This window comes from Microbacterium jepli, from assembly GCF_047237905.1.
GTDB lineage: Bacteria > Actinomycetota > Actinomycetes > Actinomycetales > Microbacteriaceae > Microbacterium.
Genome location: NZ_JBDFLW010000005.1, coordinates 1422553 through 1442814, shown reverse-complemented (window position 1 = coordinate 1442814; position 20262 = coordinate 1422553). Strand labels below are relative to the sequence as shown.

At 71.8% G+C, this 20262-nt stretch carries 15 protein-coding genes and 1 pseudogene; 7 read left to right on the top strand and 9 right to left on the bottom strand.

Annotated elements, in window-relative coordinates; translation table 11 throughout:
* Window positions 1-102: 102 nt before the first annotated feature.
* Window positions 103-720, bottom strand: a complete 618-nt coding sequence (locus ABC304_RS10980; protein ID WP_412932910.1) for a nucleoside triphosphate pyrophosphohydrolase — start codon at window positions 718-720, stop codon at window positions 103-105.
* A 98-nt stretch (window positions 721-818) separates the two neighbouring features.
* Window positions 819-2018 (bottom strand): Na+/H+ antiporter NhaA, encoded by a 1200-nt coding sequence (locus ABC304_RS10975; protein WP_412930640.1) that lies wholly within the window; start codon window positions 2016-2018, stop codon window positions 819-821.
* A 133-nt stretch (window positions 2019-2151) separates the two neighbouring features.
* On the opposite strand from ABC304_RS10975, the gene ABC304_RS10970 reads away from it, so the two are divergent.
* Together ABC304_RS10970 and ABC304_RS10965 are read left to right on the top strand one after the other, a co-directional pair.
* Window positions 2152-4815, top strand: a complete 2664-nt coding sequence (locus ABC304_RS10970; RefSeq protein WP_412930639.1) for a phosphoenolpyruvate carboxylase — start codon at window positions 2152-2154, stop codon at window positions 4813-4815.
* A gap of 48 nt (window positions 4816-4863) precedes the next feature.
* Window positions 4864-5076 carry a hypothetical protein gene (locus tag ABC304_RS10965; protein WP_412930638.1) on the top strand — a complete coding sequence of 71 codons (213 nt, stop codon included), beginning with the start codon at window positions 4864-4866 and terminating at the stop codon, window positions 5074-5076.
* Window positions 5077-5097: 21 nt separating this feature from the next.
* Here ABC304_RS10965 and mfd read toward each other — a convergent pair whose 3' ends face one another.
* Window positions 5098-8724, bottom strand: coding sequence for a transcription-repair coupling factor (gene mfd / locus ABC304_RS10960; protein WP_412930637.1), 3627 nt, complete (start codon window positions 8722-8724; stop codon window positions 5098-5100).
* A 49-nt stretch (window positions 8725-8773) separates the two neighbouring features.
* Between mfd and ABC304_RS10955 the strand changes: the two genes are divergently transcribed.
* On the top strand, window positions 8774-9448 hold the full coding sequence (locus ABC304_RS10955) for a hypothetical protein (protein WP_412930636.1): 675 nt from the start codon (window positions 8774-8776) through the stop codon (window positions 9446-9448).
* An 18-nt stretch (window positions 9449-9466) separates the two neighbouring features.
* Here ABC304_RS10955 and pth read toward each other — a convergent pair whose 3' ends face one another.
* Both pth and ABC304_RS10945 read right to left on the bottom strand, forming a co-directional pair.
* A complete protein-coding gene (gene pth, locus ABC304_RS10950; protein ID WP_412930635.1) occupies window positions 9467-10054 on the bottom strand; it encodes an aminoacyl-tRNA hydrolase in 588 nt (195 codons plus the stop codon).
* Between the two features lie 75 nt (window positions 10055-10129).
* Window positions 10130-10780, bottom strand: coding sequence for a 50S ribosomal protein L25/general stress protein Ctc (locus ABC304_RS10945; protein ID WP_412930634.1), 651 nt, complete (start codon window positions 10778-10780; stop codon window positions 10130-10132).
* A gap of 555 nt (window positions 10781-11335) precedes the next feature.
* On the opposite strand from ABC304_RS10945, the gene gndA reads away from it, so the two are divergent.
* Both gndA and ABC304_RS10935 read left to right on the top strand, forming a co-directional pair.
* The gene (gndA, locus tag ABC304_RS10940; RefSeq protein ID WP_412932909.1) at window positions 11336-12769 is read left to right on the top strand and encodes an NADP-dependent phosphogluconate dehydrogenase; all 1434 of its coding nucleotides are present in this window, start codon (window positions 11336-11338) and stop codon (window positions 12767-12769) included.
* A 19-nt stretch (window positions 12770-12788) separates the two neighbouring features.
* Window positions 12789-13809: pseudogene (locus tag ABC304_RS10935) on the top strand (SDR family oxidoreductase).
* Window positions 13810-13813: 4 nt separating this feature from the next.
* Here the strand turns inward: ABC304_RS10935 and ABC304_RS10930 are convergent.
* A complete protein-coding gene (locus tag ABC304_RS10930) occupies window positions 13814-14821 on the bottom strand; it encodes a magnesium and cobalt transport protein CorA (protein ID WP_412930633.1) in 1008 nt (335 codons plus the stop codon).
* A 148-nt stretch (window positions 14822-14969) separates the two neighbouring features.
* Here ABC304_RS10930 and ABC304_RS10925 point away from each other — a divergent pair, with 148 nt between their 5' ends.
* Together ABC304_RS10925 and ABC304_RS10920 are read left to right on the top strand one after the other, a co-directional pair.
* Window positions 14970-15710, top strand: coding sequence for a response regulator transcription factor (locus ABC304_RS10925; protein ID WP_412930632.1), 741 nt, complete (start codon window positions 14970-14972; stop codon window positions 15708-15710).
* Entirely contained in the window at window positions 15707-17242 is a 1536-nt protein-coding gene (locus tag ABC304_RS10920; protein ID WP_412930631.1) for a sensor histidine kinase, read from the top strand. Before ABC304_RS10925 ends, ABC304_RS10920 begins: the two co-directional genes overlap by 4 nt.
* Here ABC304_RS10920 and ABC304_RS10915 read toward each other — a convergent pair.
* From ABC304_RS10915 to ABC304_RS10905, 3 genes are read right to left on the bottom strand one after another with little or no spacing between them, the layout of a single operon-like run.
* Window positions 17236-18828 (bottom strand): FAD-dependent oxidoreductase, encoded by a 1593-nt coding sequence (locus ABC304_RS10915; protein ID WP_412930630.1) that lies wholly within the window; start codon window positions 18826-18828, stop codon window positions 17236-17238. The two genes, ABC304_RS10920 and ABC304_RS10915, sit on opposite strands and share 7 nt — an antisense overlap.
* Entirely contained in the window at window positions 18825-19697 is an 873-nt protein-coding gene (locus tag ABC304_RS10910) for an FAD:protein FMN transferase (RefSeq protein WP_412930629.1), read from the bottom strand. Before ABC304_RS10910 ends, ABC304_RS10915 begins: the two co-directional genes overlap by 4 nt.
* Window positions 19697-20197 carry a hypothetical protein gene (locus tag ABC304_RS10905; RefSeq protein ID WP_412930628.1) on the bottom strand — a complete coding sequence of 167 codons (501 nt, stop codon included), beginning with the start codon at window positions 20195-20197 and terminating at the stop codon, window positions 19697-19699. Before ABC304_RS10905 ends, ABC304_RS10910 begins: the two co-directional genes overlap by 1 nt.
* Window positions 20198-20262: the final 65 nt, after the last annotated feature.

The window sequence follows — 20262 nt, the reverse complement described above, 5'->3', positions numbered from 1 at the left end:
CGCGGTGATCACGTCGGGTGGGCGCGGGATGCGCCGGGTCAGACGGCGCCGGTCGGGATGCGTCGGGTCGGGCGACAGGCGGCGCCGGCCTGCATGCCCGGGTCAGGCGGCCGGCGGGCGCTCCGCCGCGCGGACCTGTGCCTCGAGGTCGCGGAGCTGCCCGCGCAGCGCGCGTTCGGCATCCCAGCCGCGGGCGCGGGCGACCGCGACGAGGTCGAGCAGCGCCGCGCCGAGATCGGCCTCCGAGCCGGGCGCGTCCTCCGACTCCTCCCGGAGCGACGGAACGGACACCCCCACCTGCGCCGCCTTGCCGAGCACCTTCTGCGCAAGCGCGAGCGACGGCATCCGCTCGCTCACGCCGTCCAGCACGCTCGTGCGCGTGTGCTTCTCCGCGGCCTTGGCCGCGTTCCAGTGCACGAGCACCTCCTCCGGCGTGTCGGCGACGGCGCCGGCGAAGACGTGCGGATGCCGGCGCACCATCTTCTCGGTCAGACCGCGGGCGACGTCGTCGATGTCGAAGGGATCCTCGGGGTCGCGCGCGGCGATCTCGGCGTGGAAGAGCACCTGCCAGAGCAGGTCGCCGAGCTCCTCCCGCAGATCGGCGCGCGTGCCGCCCTCCACGGCGTCGATGAGCTCCGCGCTCTCCTCCACGAGGTACGGCACCAGATCGCGGTGGTCGATCTGCTGCGTCCAGACGCAGCGGTCGCGCACCGCGCGCATCGTCTCGGCGGCATCGCGAAGGGCATCCGTGCCGGGGCGCGCGGTCGTCGATGCAGGCACGGGACCGGATCCGTTCGAGGGCGCTGGGTCGTCGGTGCTCATGTGATGCGACTCTCCTCGGGGGTCAGGTGGTGCGGATCGTTCTCGGCGGGAGCGGCGCCCACCCGACGGTAGTGCCGGGCGCGCAGGGAGACCAGAACGGCCGCGAGCACGAGCGAGAGCGCGGACCCCGCGAGCACGCCGAGCGTGACCTCGTCGCGCACGAGCGCATCACCGGCGAAGGCCAGCTCAGCCAGCAGCAGCGACACGGTGAACCCGATGCCGCCGAGGGCGCCGGCGGTCACGAGATCGGCGATGGTCAGGTGGGGCGCGGCGCCGTCCTTCGTGCCGATGCGCAGGGAGATCCATCCGAACACCGTGATGCCGACGACCTTGCCCACCGGCAGGGCGATCAGTACGCCCCAGAACGCCGGCGACAGCTCACCGGGCGAGACCTGCGGGATCACCACCAGAGCCGCAGAGAAGGCGAACAGCGGCAGGACGATCGCGTTGACCCAGGGCTCGAGGACGTGCCGCACGTGCAGCGCCGGTCGCTGCACCATCGCCAGGCCCAGTGCCACGCCGGCGATCGTGGCGTGGACGCCGGACAGGTAGACCAGCACCCAGGTCGCGAGCGCGAGCACGATGAGCACCGCCGCGATCAGCGGCGCCCGCCGCCCGCCGAGCTGCCGGCTCAGCAGCGCGAAGATCGCCACCGTCACCACGGCCAGGGCCAGCAGCAGCAGGTTCACCCCGTCGGTGAAGAGCACGGCGATGAAGAGGATGCCCACGATGTCGTCGAGGATCGCCAGGGCCAGCAGGAAGATGCGGATGCCGCTCGGGAGCCCCTTGCCGAAGACGGCCAGCACGCCCAATGCGAAGGCGATGTCGGTGGCGGTCGGGATCGGCCAGCCGGACGAGGCGACGGAGCCGCCGGCGATCAGCAGGAAGACCGCGATCGGGACGAGCACGCCGCCGGCCGCGGCGATGGCGGGCTGCAGGGCCTTGCGCGCGGAGTTCAGCTCGCCCTTGGTGAGCTCGAACTGCAGCTCCACCGCGACGACGAAGAAGAAGATCGCAAGAAGCCCGTCCTGCACCCAGTGGCCGACCGACATCTCGAGAACGCCGGGTACGCCGACGTAGGCGTCCTTCACGGCCAGGACGGCGCCGCCCCAGGGGGAGTTGGCCAGAGAGAGCGCGAGCACCGCCGCGACGAGCAGGACGATGGCGGGGAAGCGGGCGGAACGGAGCAGAGACATCCGCATCCTTTCGGTGGGGTCGGTCGGCGTGTCGCCGACCAGACTTCCCGGCACTCCGTCATCCATCGTAACGTGGGCCCGCGACCGCCCACCGCGGTCAGGGGCACCCCGTCGGCGGCTCTACCCTGGTGCCATGCAGGAGCTCACGCAGACGCAGGCGATCGACATCGTCGGACGGTTCGAGGCGGGCCAGGAGATCCCCGAGGAGATGCGCGGAGACGTGCGGATGCTGGGGGCGCTGCTGGGCCGTGTGCTGCGCGAGAGCGGCTCGGAGGGCCTCTTCGAGGACGTGGAGCGCCTGCGCACCGCGACGATCCAGGCGTACACCGACGAGACGCCGGAGGCCTTCGCCAAGGCCGCTGAGATCGCCGACTCCTTCACGCTGGAGCGAGCCGACGAGGTCGCCCGCGCCTTCACCTGCTACTTCCACCTGGTGAACCTCGTCGAGGAGCACCAGCGCGTGCGCATCCTCCGCGAGCGCGACGCCCGCCCGGAGCGGCAGGACGCCGCGGACTCCGTCGCCGCCGCCTTCACCCATCTCTCCGGAGAGGTCGGCGAGGAGACCGCTCTCCAGCGGCTGCAGAGCCTCCGGTTCCACCCCGTCTTCACCGCGCACCCGACCGAGGCCCGCCGGCGGGCCATCTCCACCAGCATCCGTCGTCTCGCCACGCTGCTCGAGGAGCACGACGGCGCCGTCCGCAGCGGAGCCCAGGCGCGCCGCACGCAGCGTCGGATGCTCGAGGAGATCGACACCCTCTGGCGCACGGCGCCGCTGCGCTCCGAGAAGCCGTCACCCACCGACGAGGTGCGCGCGGTCATGGCCGTCTTCGACGACACGCTCTTCACGGCGGTGCCGCACGTCTACCGCCGCGTCGACGACGCGCTGCAGGGCGCCGCCTCCGGTGGCCGCCCGCCCGTGGTGCGCCCATTCGTGCGCCTCGGCTCGTGGGTCGGCGGCGACCGCGACGGCAACCCCTTCGTCACCGCCTCCGTCACGCGGAAGGCGGCCGGCATCGCGAGCGAGCACGTGCTCCTCGGTCTGGAGCGCGCCGCCCTCCGCATCGGACGCGGACTGACGCTGGATGCCGCCACCACACCGCCGAGCGACGCCCTCGTCGCCCTGTGGCAGCGCCTCAAGGACGCCGACGAGGACGCGGCCAAGGAGATCGCGACCCGCTCCCCCGACGAGCCGCACCGTCGGATCGTGCTGCTGCTCGCGCGCAAGATCGCCGCGACGCGCACGCGTGACGCCGACCTCGCCTACCGGGACCCCGAGCACCTCCTGTCCGACCTGCGCGTCGTGCAGGAATCCCTCGCCGCCGCCCGCGCGCCGCGTCAGGCCTACGGGCACCTGCAGCAGCTGATCTGGCAGGTCGAGTCGTTCGGCTTCCACCTCGCCGAGCTCGAGGTGCGCCAGCACTCGGCCGTGCACCGCGCGGTCCTGGCGGAGGTCGAGGCCGGCGGCGCACTGAGCGATCAGGCCGAGGAGGTGCTGGAGCTCTTCCGCGTCATCGCGTTCCTCCAGGAGCGCTACGGGCCACGGGCCGCGGGCCGCTACGTCGTGTCGTTCACGCAGTCCGCCGACGACCTCGCGACGGTGCACCGCCTCGCCCGCGCGGCGGTCGGCCCCGCCGGCACCGTCCCCGTCCTCGACGTCGTACCGCTGTTCGAGACCTTCGCCGATCTCCGCGCGGCCCCCGGCATCCTCGCCGAGATCGTCGAGCACGAGGAGTTCCGCACGCGACTGGATGCCACGGGTCGCCGCCTCGAGGTGATGCTGGGCTACTCCGACTCCAGCAAGGACGTCGGTCCGGTCGCCGCGAACCTCGCGCTGTACGAGGCGCAGGCGGAGATCGCCGCCTGGGCCGACCGCGAGGGCATCGAGCTGACGCTCTTCCACGGCCGCGGCGGCGCGCTCGGCCGCGGCGGCGGGCCCGCGAACTCCGCGATCCTCGCCCAGCCGCCGCACTCCGTCGACGGGCGCTTTAAGCTCACCGAGCAGGGCGAGGTGATCTTCGCCCGCTACGGCGACCCGGCGATCGCGATCCGACACATCGACCAGGTCGCCGCGGCGACCCTGATGGCCTCCGCGCCCTCGAACGAGCAGCGCAACAGCGAGGCCGCGGCGCGCTACGCCGACGTCGCGGACGCGATGGACGCGGCATCCCGTGAGCGGTTCTTCGCCCTCGTCAAGGCCGACGGCTTCGCGTCGTGGTTCGCCCGTGTCACGCCCATGGAGGAGATCGGGCTGCTTGCCCTCGGGTCGCGTCCGGCACGCCGCGGGCTGTCGGTGGAGTCTCTCGAGGACCTCCGCGCGATCCCCTGGGTCTTCGCGTGGACGCAGGCGCGCATCAACCTGGCCGGCTGGTTCGGGCTGGGCACGGCGCTGGAGGCGGTGGGCGACGAGGAGCGCCTGCGCGCGGCCTACCGCGAGTGGCCGCTGCTGCGGACGCTCGTGGACAACGTCGGCATGAGCCTCGCAAAGACCGATGCCCGCATCGCCCGGCAGTACCTCGACCTCGGTGATCGCGACGATCTGGCGCAGCTGGTGCTGGACGAGCTCGAGCTCACGCGCTCGTGGGTCATCCGCGTCACCGGCGGCGAGCAGCTGCTCGACGGCAAGCCCGTGCTGCAGCGTGCCGTCAAGATGCGCAGTCCCTACGTCGACGCGCTCTCGCTCATCCAGCTCCGGGCGCTCCGGGCGCTGCGCGCTGCCGAGACGCCCGATCCGGAGCAGCAGCGCCTGCTGCTGCTCTCGGTCAGCGGCGTGGCCGCGGGGCTCCAGAACACGGGGTGACGCGCGTCGCTGCGCCCGACGGCGCGGCGCAGGTCTACCGTGTCAGCCATGGAGCACACCGGCGTCTCCGCCCACGTGGTGATCGAGTCCTGTCCTGCCTGCGGGTCGGTGGACGTCTGCACCCTCGAGCCGCGATGGTTCCGCGTCGAGGTCGACCGGCGTGCCGAGCTGCGTGATGCGCCGGATGACGCGCTGCACGATGACGGCCTGGCCGTCGAGGTGCGCTTCGCCTGCCGCGACTGCGGCATCAGCTGGGACTGACACCGCCGCCGCGATCGCGGCCTAGACCGTCGCGGAGGCCTCCGCCGCGGCATCCTTCGGCTCCGGCCACAGCGCGTCGAGGAGCTGACCCACCCACGCGATGAGGTCGGCGTCACGCATCGGCTCGCCGCCCGCGTTCGGCAGCGGCACCACGAGCGCGTCGCCGCTGGAGATGAGCTTGGCCTTCGGGTAGAGCCGCTGCAGGCGCACCCGCATCGAGTCGGGCAGCACGGCCGGCGCGATGCGCAGGTTCGGACCCATCGCCACGACATCGGCCAGCGACGCGCGCGCGGCGCGGCGACGCAGACGGGCGACGGCGATGAGACCGTCGACCTCGGCGGGCGGCTCGCCGTAGCGATCCTGCAGCTCCTCGATGACCAGGTCGATCGCGTCGGGCTTGGCCGACGCGGATGCCGCGGCCGACAGCTTCTGGTACGCCTCCAGCCGCAGGCGCTCGCTGTCGATGTAGCTCTCGGGGATGCGGGCGTCCACGGGCAGCTCGAGGCGGAGCTCGGCCGGACCGTCGGTCTCGTCGCCGCGGAAGGTGGCGACGGCCTCCCCGATCATGCGCAGGTACAGGTCGAAGCCGACGCCGGCGATGTGCCCCGCCTGCTCAGCGCCCAGCAGGTTTCCCGCGCCGCGGATCTCGAGGTCCTTGAGCGCGACCTGCATGCCGCTGCCGAGGTCGTTGTTGACGGCGATCGTCTCGAGACGGTCGGCCGCGGTCTCGGACAGCGGCTTGTTCTCGTCGTACAGGAAGTACGCGTACGCACGCTCGCGGGCACGTCCCACACGTCCGCGCAGCTGGTGCAGCTGCGACAGGCCGTACTTGTCGGCGCGGTCGATGATGATCGTGTTCGCGTTGGCGATGTCGAGCCCGGTCTCGATGATCGTCGTCGAGACCAGCACGTCGGCGCGGCGCTCCCAGAAGTCGTCGACGACGTTCTCCAGCGCCTGCTCCCCCATCTGGCCGTGGGCGACCGCGACACGGGCCTCGGGCACGAGCTCGGCGATCTGCGCGGCGACCCGCTGGATCGACTGCACGCGGTTGTGCACGTAGAAGACCTGGCCCTCGCGCAGCAGCTCCCGGCGGATGGCCGCCGCGACCTGCTTGTCGTTGCGCGGACCGACGAAGGTGAGGATCGGGTGGCGATCCTCCGGGGGCGTCTGCAGCGTCGACATCTCGCGGATGCCGGTCACCGCCATCTCGAGCGTGCGCGGGATGGGCGTCGCGCTCATGGCGAGGATGTCGACGTTCGTCTTGAGCTTCTTGAGCTTGTCCTTGTGCTCGACGCCGAACCGCTGCTCCTCGTCGATGATCATGAGCCCGAGGTCCTTGAACTGCACGCCTTCGGTGAGGATGCGGTGCGTGCCGATCACCATGTCGACGGTGCCGTCGGTGATGCCCGCCAGCGTCTCCTTGACCTCCTTGTCGGTCTGGAAGCGCGACAGCGCACGCACCTGCACCGGGAATCCGGCGAAGCGCTCGGTGAATGTCTCGATGTGCTGCTTGACCAGGAGGGTGGTCGGCACGAGCATGGCGACCTGCTTGCCGTCCTGGATCGCCTTGAACGCGGCGCGCACGGCGACCTCGGTCTTGCCGAAGCCGACGTCGCCCGACAGCAGACGGTCCATCGGGATCGGCTTCTCCATGTCGGCCTTGATCTCGTCGACCGTCTGCAGCTGATCGGGCGTCTCGGCGAACGGGAAGGCCTCCTCCAGCTCGCGCTGCCAGGGCGTGTCGGGCCCGAAGGCGTGCCCCCTGGACGCCATGCGCGCCGAGTAGAGCTTCACCAGCTCGACGGCGATGTCGCGGACCGCCTTCCGAGCGCGCCCCTTCGCCTGCGCCCAGTCGCTGCCGCCCATCTTCGACAGAGTCGGCGCCTCGCCGCCCACGTAGCGCGAGAGCAGGTCGAGCTGATCGGTGGGTACGAACAGCTTGTCGCCGGGGTAGCCGCGCTTGGAGGGCGCGTACTCGATGACGAGGTACTCGCGGGTCGTCTTGACGGCGTTGCGCCCTCCCGTGGACACCTCGCGCTGGCTCAGCTCGACGAAGCGGCCGATGCCGTGCGTGGCGTGCACGACGAAGTCGCCCGTCTTGAGCTGCAGCGGGTCGACGACATTGCGACGACGGGAGGCGAGCTTCTTCACCTGGCGGGAGTCGCCGCCGATCGTGCGGCCATAGAACTCGGCCTCGGTCAGCACGGCGAGCTTGGCATCCGGCACCTCGAAGCCGCGCTCCAGCACCGCGGTGACGGCGTGCGCGACGCCCGGCTCCGGCGGCTCGAGGACGTCCTCGACCTTGCGCGCGGCGATCCCGCGCTCGGCGAGCACGTCGCGGGCGCGGTCGACGAGTCCCGTTCCGGAGGCGGCGACGACGACGCGCCAGCCGTCGGCGAGCAGCTCGCCGATGTGCGCGGTCGCGCCGTCCACGTTGCCGTGGAAGCTGGGCACCGCGGCGCCGGGCACGCGGATGAGCGCGGCCTGCTCCAGGGCGACGTCGATGTCGAGCAGGCCCTCCGCCGTGGCATCCGCCGCACCGGAGTCGAAGGTGCTCATCGTCCACCACACGCCGTCGCGGTCGCGCGCGGCGTCACGGAGGGCGGGCAGCGTGAGGAAGTCGCCGGCGCCCAGGTCGACCGGGGTCTGCGCACCGGCGGTGGCGGCGTTCCAGGCGGCCTCGAGGAACTCGCGGTTCGTCTCGCCGAGCGTGCGCGCACGGGTGAGCGATCGCTCGGGGTCGACCAGGGCGACCGCCGAACGGGGCGGAAGGTAGTCGGCGAGCGTCACGACACGGTCGACGAGGACCGGGGTGAGCGACTCCATGCCCTCGACGGGGATGCCCTCGGCCATCTTCTCGAGCATCCCGCGGATGCCGGGGAAGTCGTCCATGAGGCTTCGCGCACGCGAGCGCACGCTGCCGGTCAGGAGCAGCTCGCGACTCGCCGGCAGCTCGATGGCGGTCACGTCTCCCGGAAGCGATCGCTGATCGGCGACGGAGAACGCACGGATGGCGTCGACCTCGTCGCCGAAGAACTCGACGCGGTACGGGTGGTCGGCGATCGGCGGGAACACGTCGAGGATGCCCCCGCGGACGGCGAACTCCCCGCGTCGCGACACCATGTCGACGCGGTGGTACGCCAGCTCCACGAGCCCGGCGAGCACGGAGTCGAGCTCTCGGCCGCGCGCGCCCACGCGCAGTTCGATCGGGGGCCGGTCGGTCAGGCCGCCGGCGAGCGGCTGCAGGGCGGCGCGCACCGATGCGGTGATGATGAGCGGCGCGTCATCGTCCTCGGCCACCTGGCGGAGCACGGACAGCCGCCGCCCCACCGTCTCGGGGCTCGGGCTGAGCCGCTCGTGCGGCAGCGTCTCCCACGCGGGGAAGTGCAGCACGCGCGCGCCGGGCATCACGGACTCGAGTGCGGGGACGAGCGACTCGGCGCGGCGCCCGGTGGGCGCGATCACGAGCAGGGCGCCCCCGCGGGGGACCCTCGCATCGGGTCCGCGGCGCTGCGCGAGGAGCGCGGCCAGGAGCGGAGCGTCGAGGCCTTCGACGAGTGAGAAATCGGCGTCGGCGGATGCTGCGGCCACGGCATCCCGGAACGCCTCGGACTGCGCGAGGGCGCGCACGATCCCGGGAACTGTCACCGGAGAAGTCTACGGGCGTGCTCGGACACCGGCTCCTAGGATGGGCTCCGTGAGCGACGCGCAGAACGGTACGCAGGGGCAGAACCCGGCCTGGTCGGTTCCCGGGCAATCGTCGCCACCGCCTGTGCCGCGCTACGGACAGCCACGGCCGCCGCAGTACGGACAGCCGCCGCAGTACGGGCACCCGCAGCAGTACGGCCAGCCGCCGCAGCAGTACGGACAGCCGCAGCCGCCGTACACACAGCCGCCGCAGCCGCAGGGCTACGCGCAGCCGCCGCAGTTCACCGCGCCGTACGCCGCGGCTCCGACCGGCACCTTCCCTCCGAGCGTCGAGGCCGCGCGGGGTACGGCGCTCGGTACCGTCGCCCTCGTCCTGGCGCTGATCGCCCTCGTCGTTCCGACGGGGATCGCCGCGGCCGCGGGCTACGACATCGGCGTCGGTCTGGGCCGCGAGGTGCCGTCGGTGTCGTCGGACACCTTCGACCTGCGGCTCCTGACGCCGGTGCGCGGATCGGTGCTCATCGCGGAGATCGCCTTCTGGAGCGGCACCGTGCTGGGCGTCTGGGCGATCGTCCAGGGGATCGTGGCCGCCGCGAAGAACCGCGGACGCGGTGCCGGCGTCGCGGCCGTCGTCATCGGCGTCCTGGGCGTGGTCGCCTTCGGCATCGCGCTCACCTGGGCCCTGACGGCCGGCGTCGCGGTCTCTGCGGCCTCGGCGTTCTGAGCGCGCGCCGGGGCTCTCTCAGTCGCGCGGAGCGTGGTGCCGCTGCTGCGCGGCGAGCAGCCCCTCGCCGATGAGCTCCTCGACCGCATCCGCCGCGTCCGAGATCAGGATCGGCAGGTTCGGACGCTCCGCCGCGCCGAACGGGTCGAGCACCCAGTCCGCCGGATCCTGCCGGCCGACCGGACGGCCGATGCCGACGCGGACACGCGGGAAGTCGGCCGTGCCGAGCGCCTTCGCGATGTCGCGCACGCCGTTGTGACCGCCGTGCCCGCCGCCGACCTTGAGCTTGATCGTGTCGAAGGGGATGTCCAGCTCGTCGTGCACGACGACGACGCGCTCGGGTGCGATGCCGTAGTAGGCCGCGAGCGCGGACACCGGCCCGCCCGACGTGTTCATGAAGGAGTTCGACTTGGCGAGCACGAGCTTGTCCGCCCCCGGGCGCAGCCACGTCTCCGCGACGCGCGCATTCGCCTTCGTGGCGGCCTTCAGCACCTCGTTGCGCCGCCGGGCGAGCTCGTCCACGACCATCTGACCCACGTTGTGCCGGGTCGCCTCATACCGCGGGCCCGGGTTGCCGAGACCGACCACCAGCCAGGACTGCACCATTCCGACATCCTCCCCGGACGACGACGGAGGGGTGCGCGATCGCGCACCCCTCCGATGTTCTGACGAACGATCCGATCAGGACTCGTCGGACTCTTCCTTGGCCTCTTCGGCCTCGATGGCCTGGTCGGCGGCGACGGCCGCGTCCAGCTCGGCGATCTCGGCCTCGGCGGCCAGCGTGTCGACGGGGACCGCGACGGCGACCACCAGCGTGTCGGCCTCGACGACGAGCGTGGCGCCGTCGGTGAGGGCCAGGTCACCGGCGGTGATGCGGGTGCCGTCCTCGAGGTCCTCGACGTTGACCTCGATGTTCTGCGGGATGTGGGTCGCCTCGACGTCGAGCGTGATGGTCGCGGAGTCGAGCGTCGCGACGGTTCCGGCGGCGGGCTCGCCGACGACGACCACGGGCACCTCGACCTGCACGCGCTCGCCGCGCTTGACCACGAGGAGGTCGATGTGCTCGATGATCTGGTGCACCGGGTCCTTCTGCACGTCCTTGACCAGCGTCAGCTGCTTCGCGCCGGCGACGTCGAGTTCGAGGACCGCGTTCGCGCGGCGGATGAGCAGCGCGACCTGGTGGCCGGGGAGCGCGACGTGAGTGGGCTCGGTGCCGTGGCCGTAGATGACCGCGGGGATCTTGCCGGCGGCGCGGAGACGGCGGGCGAAGCCCTTGCCGAAGTTCTCGCGCGGCTCGGCGTGGACGGTGTTGTCGATTGCCTTCTCGGCCATGGTGATTCTCCTTGCGGGCTGACGGGCCCGGTAGTGGGTCTGTGGTTTCGACTCGAACGCGAGCGCGTGAGGAAAGCCGTGAGCCTGCATCACCGCGTCGATCACGGATGCGGCAGCCGCGTCCCTCGCCGAAGTTCAGCCCTGAGTCTACCAGGGCCCCCGCTACGATGAAGACGCACAACGCCCGCACCGAGGAGGACCATCATCGACAGCCAGCTCGCCGCGAACATCCTCATCGGACTCATCGCGATCATCTCCGTGGCCGGCCTCATCGGCACCGCCGGAGCCTTCTACTCGCTGGGCCGCTCGGGCTACCGCAAGGACTGAGCCGCCCCTCCCCGACGCGCTAGCCTGGACGCACATCCCGTCGCGTCCAAGGAGTCCCGCGTGCCCGAGAACGACCCCGCCGCCCTTCCCCTGTCGAGCACCGAGGGAGCCTCGCCGCACGACGCCGCGACCGAGCATCAGGGCGGCCCGGCCGAAGAGGACGTCGCGCGCTCCGCACCTCAGGCGGGCGAGCAGACACCCGGCACCTCCGGTGTCGCCAACATCGGCGTGGTGGGCCTGGCGGTGATGGGCTCCAACCTCGCCCGCAACCTCGCGAGCCGCGAGGGCAACACCGTCGCCGTCTACAACCGCAGCCACGACAAGACCGAGCTGCTCGTCTCGGAGCACCCGGAGGCGCAGTTCGTGCCTGCCGGCAGCTACGCCGAGTTCGCGGCGTCGCTGCGCACCCCCCGCGCCGCCATCATCATGGTGAAGGCCGGGCGGGCGACCGACGCGGTCATCGACGAGCTGGTGAAGGTCTTCGAACCCGGCGACATCATCGTCGACGGGGGCAACGCCCTCTTCACCGACACCATCCGGCGCGAGAAGGCGGTGCGCGAGACGGGCATCAACTTCGTCGGCGCCGGCATCTCGGGTGGCGAGGAGGGCGCGCTCAAGGGACCCTCGATCATGCCGGGCGGATCCGACGAGTCGTGGGTGACCCTCGGTCCGATCCTGCGCTCGATCGCCGCCGTCGCCGAGGGCGAGCCGTGCGTCACCCACATCGGGCACGACGGCGCGGGGCACTTCGTGAAGATGGTGCACAACGGCATCGAGTACGCCGACATGCAGCTGATCGCCGAGGCGTACGACCTCATCCGCCGCGCGACGGGCACGTCGCCCGCCGAAATCGCCGAGGTCTTCGCCGAGTGGAACCGCGGCGAGCTCGAGTCCTACCTGATCGAGATCACCGCCGAGGTGCTCCGCCAGGTCGACGCCGAGACCGGCAAGCCCCTCGTGGACGTCATCCTCGACCAGGCCGGCGCCAAGGGCACCGGAGCGTGGACCGTCCAGACCGCGCTGGACCTCGGCGTCCCGGTGTCGGGTATCGCGGAGGCCGTCTTCGCCCGTTCGCTGTCGAGCCATCCCGAGCAGCGCGCGGTCTCCGGCGAGCTCCCCGGCCCCGATGACGAGATCGGCGACCACCTGACCGGCGAAGACGCGGACGCCCTCATCGAGCAGATCCGCCTCGCCCTCTACGCGTCGAAGATCGTCGCCTACTCCCAGGGCTTCGACGAGATCCGCGCGGGTGCCGCCCAGTACGACTGGAGCATCAACCTCGGCGCCGTGTCGAAGATCTGGCGCGGCGGCTGCATCATCCGCGCGCAGTTCCTCAACCGCATCGCCGACGCCTACGCCGACGCCCCCGATCTGCCGGTGCTGCTCACCGCGCCGTTCTTCGTCGAGGCCCTCGGCCGGGCGCAGCGCGCCTGGCGCAGCGTCGTCGCGCTGGCCGCGGCGGCCGGCATCCCCGCCCCGGCGTTCGCCTCGTCCCTGGCGTACTACGACGGGCTCCGCGCCGAGCGCCTGCCCGCCGCCCTCGTGCAGGGGCAGCGCGACTTCTTCGGAGCGCACACGTACAAGCGCATCGACAAGGACGGCACCTTCCACACCCTGTGGTCGGGCGACCGCACCGAGATCGAAGCGGTCGACACCCACTGACCCGGCCTAGGGTCGGAGGATGAGCGCTCCCCGCATCCTCTACATCGGCGGCAGGCGGTGCCATCAGCACCGCCTGCGTCGCCCGTTCGCTCGCCCTCGGCGCACAGGTCACGGTCCTGAACCGCGGCCGCCGGTCGCGACCGCTTCCCGAGGGCGTGGAGAGCGTCGTCGCCGACATCCGCGAGCCGGACGCGGTGCGGGAAGCTCTGCGGGGCCGCGAGTTCGACGCGGTGGCGCAGTTCACGGCGTTCACGCCCGAGCACGCGACCACCGACATCGACCTGTTCGAGGGACGGACGGGGCAGTACGTCTTCATCAGCTCCGCGTCGGCGTATCAGAAGCCCGCGGTGCGCCTCCCGGTCCTGGAGTCGACACCGCTGCGGAACCCCTTCTGGCAGTACTCGCGGGACAAGATCGCCGCCGAGGACGTCCTGACGGCCGCCTATCGCGACCGTGGCTTCCCGCTGACGATCGTCCGTCCCTCCCACACCTACGACCACACGCTCTTCCCGAACGCCGGCGGGTGGACGGATGTGGTGCGTCTCCGGGCCGGGCGACCGGTCATCGTGCACGGCGACGGCACCAGCCTGTGGACGCTGACCCACAGCGACGACTTCGCCGTGGGCTTCGCCGGCCTGCTCGCCCACCCGCTCGCGGTCGGCGACGCTTTCACGCTGACGGGAGACCACGCCCCGACCTGGAACCAGATCTACACGTGGCTGGCCGAGGCGGCCGGCGTGGCCGATCCGGCGCTGGTGCACATCGCGTCGGAGACCCTGGCGCGACTCGACCCGGCGTCCGGGCCCGGCCTCCTCGGCGACAAGTCGCATTCGGTGCTGTTCGACAACAGCAAGCTGAAGGCGCTCGTCCCCGCGTTCGGCACCACCATCGGCTTCGACGAGGGCGCGCGCCGCCTCGTCGCGCACCACGACGCCCACCCGGACGCCCAGCGCTACGACGCGGAGCGCGACGCCTGGATCGACCGGGTCATCGCCGCCGCGGGGCCGGAGGCCGCAGCATCCCGCTTCGCCGAGCTCTGAGGCTCTAGAGCCACCCGCGCTTGCGGAAGACGGCGAACAACGTCACGCTCGTGGCCACCATGAGCCCGAGCGCCATCGGGTAGCCGTAGGGCCAGTGCAGCTCGGGCATGTTGTCGAAGTTCATGCCGTAGACCGTCCCCACCAGGGTCGGGGCGAAGAGGATCGCCGCCCATCCCGACACCTTCTTGACCTGGTCGTTCTGCTCGAGGCCGAACTCCGTCATCCGCCGCATCTCCTCGTTCTGGTCCTGCGCGACCAGGGAGCTGTGCACCAGCAGCGCGCTCTCCAGGATCGAGCGGAACGCGTCGGCGCGCTCCGCGGCGTTGACAGCGTGGTCGAGCACGTCGCGGAGCCCGCGACGCAGCTCGAGGTCGAGGCCCTCCTCCGCGCGGAGCGTCTCGATGATCGGGACCAGCGGCTTGACGGCGCGCTGGAACTCCATGACCTCGCGCGAGAGTCCGAAGATGCGACGCGAGACGTCCGGATCGCCGCTGAACAGCTGGTCCTCGATCTCGTCGATGTCGTTCTCGAGCCCCGCGATCACGGGCGCGTACTCGTCGACGACCTCGTCGAGCACGGCGTAGAGGATGGCCGACGGCCCGAGCGTGAGCAGCTCCGGCTGCGACTCCATGCGGCGCCGCACGCGACCGAGGTCGGGCGACTCGGCATGGCGGATGGTCACCACGAAGTCGGGTCCGACGAAGAGGTGCACCTCGCCGAACTCGACCTCCTCCTCGGCGTCGAGGTAGCGCGCCGGACGCAGCACGACGAAGCGGGTGTCCCCGTAGCGCTCGAGCTTTGCCCGCTGGTGGCCGAGGAGCGTGTCCTCCACGGCGAGCGGGTGGAGGGTGAACTCCTCCGCGATCTCGCGGACCTCCTCCTTGCTCGGCCGGTAGAGGCCGATCCAGGCCACTCCCCCGCGCTCGTGCATCACCTCGAACGAGTCGGTGAGGGATGCCGGATCCGGCGTCCGCTGACCGTCGACGTACACCGCGAGATCGACGAGGGGCATGGGGAACCGCCTTCCGCACCGCACGAGCCGCGGCATCCGCGCTCACGATAGCCCAGCGGAGTGTCGCCGCAGATCCCGGAACCGATTCACAGCGGGCGCATAGCCGAATCCATAGGCGACGCATAGTTATGGGTCCACAATGACCTTCATGACCTCGTCGACCACCGCGCCCTCACCCGCCCTGCACCGCGCCGACGGCACGCCCCTGCGCGTGCTCGTCGTCGACGACGAGCAGATGCTGACCGACCTCCTGTCGATGGCGCTGCGCATGGAGGGCTGGGACGTGCGCTCCGCCGCCTCCGGCTTCCAGGCGCTGCAGTCGGCGCGCGACTTCGAACCCGACGCGCTGGTGCTCGACATCATGATGCCCGACCTCGACGGCATGGCCGTCCTGCAGCGGCTGCGCCAGTCGGGCAACGACGTGCCCGTGCTCTTCCTCACGGCCAAGGACGCCGTCGGCGACCGCGTCGCGGGCCTCACCGCCGGCGGCGACGACTACGTCACCAAGCCCTTCAGCCTCGAGGAGGTGGTCGCCCGCCTGCGCGGACTGATGCGTCGCGCCGGCACCGCCGCCCTGGGCGAGGGCGAGCCGATCCTGCGCGTCGGCGACCTGTCGCTGAACGAGGACAGCCACGAGGTCATCCGCGGCGGCGACGAGATCGAGCTGACCGCGACGGAGTTCGAGCTGCTGCGCTACCTGATGCGCAACCAGCGCCGCGTCGTGTCGAAGGCCCAGATCCTCGACCGCGTGTGGAACTACGACTTCGGCGGACGCTCCAGCGTCGTCGAGCTCTACATCTCCTACCTGCGCAAGAAGATCGACCAGGGACGCGAGCCGCTCATCCACACCGTCCGCGGTGTGGGCTACATGGTCAAAGCCCCCCAGTGACGCAGACGGCGGATTCGGCGACGGTGCCGGCCGGTGCGGGCGCGCCGGCCGATCCGTCTCACCGGCGCCCCCCGTGGACCCTGCAGCGCCGTCTCATCCTGACCGTCGTCGGCATCGTCTCGCTCATCCTCGTGCTCGTGGCCGTCGTCACGAGCGCCGTGCTGAACAACGTGCTGGAGGAGCGGCTCACGCAGCAGATCCGCGGAGCGCTCGACCGTCTCACCATCGCCGTGCAGCAGTCGCCGGGCGTCGGGGCGGGCACTGCGCTGCGGGAGAGCACCGTCGCCCCCGGCACGCTTCTCCTCGTGCAGGAGGACGGCGGGCCGACCCTCGGGGCCGTGCTCGAGCTCGACGGCGACACGGTGCCCCTCGATGACACGCAGATCGCCGGCATCGCCGCCGATCTGTCCCGCCCCACCGTGAGCACCGTGTCGTTGGACGGCCTGGGCGACTTCACCGTGGGCGTGCGGAGGTTCGACGGCGCGACCGTCGTCGTCGGCATCTCCCGCGAGGAGATCTCGGCGACCGTCGGCCAGATGCTGACCGCGATGGGCATCCTCACCGCGGGCGGACTCGTGCTGCTGGCGGCCGCGACGGCCTGGACCATCCGCGTGGGCCTCGCGCCGCTGCGCGACGTCGCCGAGACGGCGACCCGCGTCTCGCGCATCCCTCTCGACCAGGGCGAGGTGACCATCACGCAGCGCGTGCCGGAGGATCGCGCCGACCCCGGCACGGAAGTCGGCCAGGTCGGCGCGGCGCTCAACACCCTGCTCGATCACGTAGCCGCCTCGCTCTCGGCGCGTCAGCAGAACGAGGAGCGGATGCGGGCGTTCGTGGCCGACGCGAGCCACGAGCTGCGCACGCCGCTGGCCTCCATCCGCGGATACTCCGAGCTGTCGCTGCGCGCGCTGAAGCAGGACCCGGATGCCGCGGCTCAGACCACCGGCCCGTCGCTCGAGCGCATCCAGGCGCAGTCGCTGCGCATGACGACCCTCGTGGAGGACCTGCTGCTCCTCGCGCGTCTCGACGAGGGCCAGGAGCTGGTGCACGGCACCGCCGACCTCACCCGCATGGCGGTCGAGGCGGTCGGCGACGCGCGGCCTGCGGGCCCGGAGCATCACTGGCTGGTCGACGTCGAGGAGACCCCGGTGGTCATCACCGGCGACGCCGGGCGCCTCCAGCAGGTGCTGGCGAACCTCCTCGCCAACGCGCGCACGCACACGCCCTCCGGAACGTCGATCACCACGTCGGTACGGCGCGAGGGCGCCGATGCCGTGGTCCGCGTGCATGACGACGGCCCCGGCGTCGACCCCGACATCGCGTCCGAGCTCTTCGAGCGCTTCGCGCGCGCCGACCGGTCACGGGCCCGCAACACGGGCGGCACCGGGCTCGGCCTCTCGATCGCCCGGGCCGTCGTGGAGGCCCACCGAGGCAGCATCCGCGTCGACAGCACTCCCGGTGACACGACCTTCACCGTGCGGCTGCCCGTCGAGCCGGTGGTCACCACCACCGGCTCACTGTCCGTTCAGTAGCCGCTGAAGGCGTCCGTCGTCAGCGAGCGGCTCTTCTCCAGCGCCGGCGCCAGGTCGGCGATGAGTGCCGGCGGTCCGGAGATGTACGTGTGGCGGGCGGCCAGGTCGGGGACGACCTGCTGCAGCCCGTCGGCGTCCAGCCGGACGCCCCGCGCCCACATCCACGTGCGCGGCAGATCGTCTGGCCGGTCGCGGGTGAAGACGATCACCGGCACCCCGGACTGCTCCAGGTCTTCGCGGAACGCGAGCTCCGACGCGTCGGAGGCGACGTAGACCAGCACGACGTCGCGATCCTCGCCGTCGAGCCGCATCTGCCGAAGCTGCGAGACGAAGGGCGTGATGCCGATGCCCGCGGCCACCAGGAGCAGCGGGCTGTCGGTGCGCTTGGGCAGCACGAAGTCGCCCCAGACGCCGGTCACCGACAGCGCGCCGTCGTCGGGCACGGCGGCCAGCGCGCGCTTGAAGCTCGACAGGGCGCGCTTGCCGGTCGCGTTCTCCTTGTAGGCGATGCGCAGCAGCGGCAGATCCGCCGGCGCCGAGGCGATGGAGAACTCGCGGCGCGTGCCGCGGGCGTCCGCGTGCCGGTGCGGCACGTCGATCTCGAGGTACTGCCCCGGCGCGAAGGACAGCGGCCGGGAGACGCGGAACTCGAGCTGGCGCACCGTGGGGGTGACGTCGGCGCGACGCTCCAGGCGCAGGCGCACCGCGGCTCGGGCGGAGAACGCCAACGAGAAGGCGACGAGGTTGCCGATGAGAAGCGCGCGCTCCTGCCCCAGGCTGATCGCGCCGAGCGAGATCGGCCACCCGGCCAGCACGCCCACGACGAGCGCGACCGTGAACTGCTGCCACCGCCGCGGCGGGAGCGTGAGCGGCTCGGAGAGCATGAAGGCGCCCAGGAAGAGGAAGGGCGACGACCACAGGAGCTGCCAGAACGTCGTGCCGAGATCGAACGCGAAGCCGGCCGCCTGCGACTGCACCGACACGCGCAGCACCGCGACGGCGACGGCGGTCACGAGGAACACGAGCACGATCCGCACCTTCTCGGTGCGCCACAGCACGGCGAGACCGGCGATCACCACCGGCAGAGCCATCGCCGGCGTCCCCACCCACCACGACGGCGTTCCGAGGTCGGGGGCCACGATCGACAGCACCGCGAGTCCGGCCGCACCGGCGGAGGCCGGGTTGAGGATGTGCCGTCCGCGCCAAGCGATGACGTACTTCGACAGGGAGGCGACGGCCGCGGCCAGGGCGATGCCGAGGAGGCCCAGCGGCTCCGCCGTCGGACGCAGGATGAACAGCAGGATGCCGGCGGTGATGAGCGAGGACTCGAGACGCCACGACAGCCCGAGCACGCGTCGGGCACCGGCGTCCGCTGCCGCGGACACGACGACGAGCACGGCGGCGGTCGCGAGCAGCTCGAGCGGGGCGGGCGTGATGAGGGGCTCGGCGGAGAACACGCCGACGGCCGAGAGCGCCAGGGCGATGACCGCCAGCGCCGACAGCGCCATCAGCACCAGCCGGTACATCGACACCCGCCCGAGGACGGCGACCACCCGCTGGGAGAGGGACGTCAGGGTTCCGATCACGTGAACAGCTCCGCTTCGCACTGGGGCGACCACTCCACGTGGCCGTCGGTCATCATCCGCACCCAGGACGCCCCCCACGCGGCGGCCGCTTCCGGGCCCCCGTCGAAGAAGAGCGCGGTGGCGATCGCGTCGGCGCGCATCGCCTCGGGGTGCACCGCCCACGTCGCCGCAACCGTGCGCACGGGCGCACCGGTGCGGGCATCGAGCACATGGTGCAGGCCGTCGCCCCAGGCGCGCCGGTTGGTCGCCGAAGCGCAGAGCGCGGCATCCTGCACGCTCCACACCCCGATCGCGCGTCGTGCGTCGTAGGGGTGCTCCAGACCGATGCGCACGGCGGCGCCGCGCACGGCGAGGTCGCCGCTCGCGTCCACGACGAGATCGCCGGACACCTCGGCCGCCAGCTCGGCGAGCACGAGGTCGACGAGCCGGCCCTTGCCGAGCGCGCCGACGTCGATCAGTCCCGGTCCCGACTGGGCGAGGGTGTCGCCGCTCCAGTCGAGGATGGTGCGCCACTCCCCCGGCGCCGGCGTGGGGACACCGGCGCCGAGGGCATAAGTGGCGTCGTAGCCGAGGCTCTCCAGCGACCGGCCGACGAGGGGGTTCACGGCCCCGGCGGTCGTCGCCGAGAGCTCCGCGTAGGCGTCGAACATGGCGGCCGCGTCGGAGGGCAGGGGCACGGCCCCCGCCCCGCGGGCGAGCGCGGTCACGTCGGAGTCCGCGCGGAAGCGCGACCACTCGCGGTCGAACCGTTCGATGACCGCCGTCACGCGCGTACGCGTGCGGGGCGGAAGCTCGGCGTCGCTCTCGATCTGCCAGCTCGTGCCGATGGCCTCGAAGCGCCAGAGCACGCGGGCCGTCGTCGCCGGCACTAGGCGGTCGCTTCGGACTTGATCTCCCCGATGGCCTGGTTGAATCCGCCGCTGGTCAGCGACGAACCGGCTACTCGGCTGACGGAGATCTCGTCGATGTCCTTGCCGACCACGACATCGCTGATGCCGCCGATGAACTTCGACTGGTACTCCTTCGACTCCGCCTTCTGCGGGTCTCCGCTCACCTCGACCGCGGTGATGACGTCGTCGGCCAGCGTCACGGTCACCGAGATCTTCTCCACCGACTCGGGCGTCTGGTACGACCCTTCGGCGGTGTAGGTGCCGTCGGCGTAGGTCGACGTGGAGGCACCGGCATCGGCCGTGGCCGCGGGAGCGGACGACGCGGCCGTGCTGGGTGCCGTCGTGGCGGGGGCGCTCGGCGCGGTCGTGGCGGCGGTCTCGGTCGTGCCGGCGCAGCCGGCCAGGATCAGGACCCCGGCGATTCCGGCGGTGGCTGCTCCGACGCGGACGGGGCGGGGTACGGCGGTGGTGCGGATCATGAAAGGTCCTCCTTCTGCGGTGCCTCGCGGCGTGATGTACATCTACGCTAACGACACGAAGAAGA